This is a genomic window from Colwellia asteriadis, assembly GCF_039523295.1.
Taxonomy (GTDB): Bacteria; Pseudomonadota; Gammaproteobacteria; order Enterobacterales; family Alteromonadaceae; genus Colwellia; species Colwellia asteriadis.
Window position 1 is genome coordinate 1 of the sequence record NZ_BAAAFA010000021.1, and the last position, 1,386, is coordinate 1,386.

Below are 1,386 nucleotides of genomic sequence, written 5' to 3' on the forward strand. Positions count from 1 at the left end.
CAAAACCACTTGGGTGTTGTATGGTTAAGCCTCACGGGCAATTAGTATCAGTTAGCTCAATGCCTCGCAGCACTTACACACCTGACCTATCAACGTTGTAGTCTCCAACGACCCTTTAGGGAGCTCAAAGCTCCAGTGAGAACTCATCTCAAAGCCTGCTTCCCGCTTAGATGCTTTCAGCGGTTATCAGTTCCGAACGTAGCTACCGGGCAATGCCATTGGCATGACAACCCGAACACCAGTGGTTCGTCCACTCCGGTCCTCTCGTACTAGGAGCAGCCCTCTTCAATTCTCAAACGCCCACGGCAGATAGGGACCGAACTGTCTCACGACGTTCTAAACCCAGCTCGCGTACCACTTTAAATGGCGAACAGCCATACCCTTGGGACCGACTTCAGCCCCAGGATGTGATGAGCCGACATCGAGGTGCCAAACACCGCCGTCGATATGAACTCTTGGGCGGTATCAGCCTGTTATCCCCGGAGTACCTTTTATCCGTTGAGCGATGGCCCTTCCATACAGAACCACCGGATCACTATGACCTACTTTCGTACCTGCTCGACGTGTCTGTCTCGCAGTTAAGCTGGCTTATGCCATTGCACTAACCGTACGATGTCCGACCGTACTTAGCCAACCTTCGTGCTCCTCCGTTACTCTTTGGGAGGAGACCGCCCCAGTCAAACTACCCACCAGACAGTGTCCCCAAGCCCGATAAGGGCCCTAGGTTAGAACATCACGCATACAAGGGTGGTATTTCAAGATTGGCTCCACCACATCTGGCGACATGGTTTCAACGCCTCCCACCTATCCTACACATGTAGGAGCAATGTTCACTGTCAAGCTATAGTAAAGGTTCACGGGGTCTTTCCGTCTAGCCGCGGGTATACGGCATCTTAACCGCAAATTCAATTTCACTGAGTCTCGGGTGGAGACAGTGTGGCCATGATTACGCCATTCGTGCAGGTCGGAACTTACCCGACAAGGAATTTCGCTACCTTAGGACCGTTATAGTTACGGCCGCCGTTTACCGGGGCTTCGATCATGAGCTTCGTCCGAGGACTAACCCAATCAATTAACCTTCCGGCACCGGGCAGGCGTCACACCGTATACGTCATCTTTCGATTTTGCACAGTGCTGTGTTTTTAATAAACAGTTCCAGCCACCTGGTTACTTCGACTGGTCTGAGCTTAGGAAGCAAGTTCCATCACCCATATCCAGCGTACCTTCTCCCGAAGTTACGGTACTATTTTGCCTAGTTCCTTCACCCGAGTTCTCTCAAGCGCCTTAGTATTCTCTACCTAACCACCTGTGTCGGTTTGGGGTACGGTTCCTATATATCTGAAGCTTAGAAGCTTTTCCTGGAAGCATGGCATCAATGACTTCATG

At 51.3% G+C, this 1,386-nt stretch carries 1 rRNA gene (only partly in view); it reads right to left on the minus strand.

From position 1 onward, the window contains the following. Positions 1-20: 20 nt before the first annotated feature. Positions 21-1,386, minus strand: a 23S ribosomal RNA gene (locus ABD005_RS17960) (it continues 1,559 nt past the right edge of the window).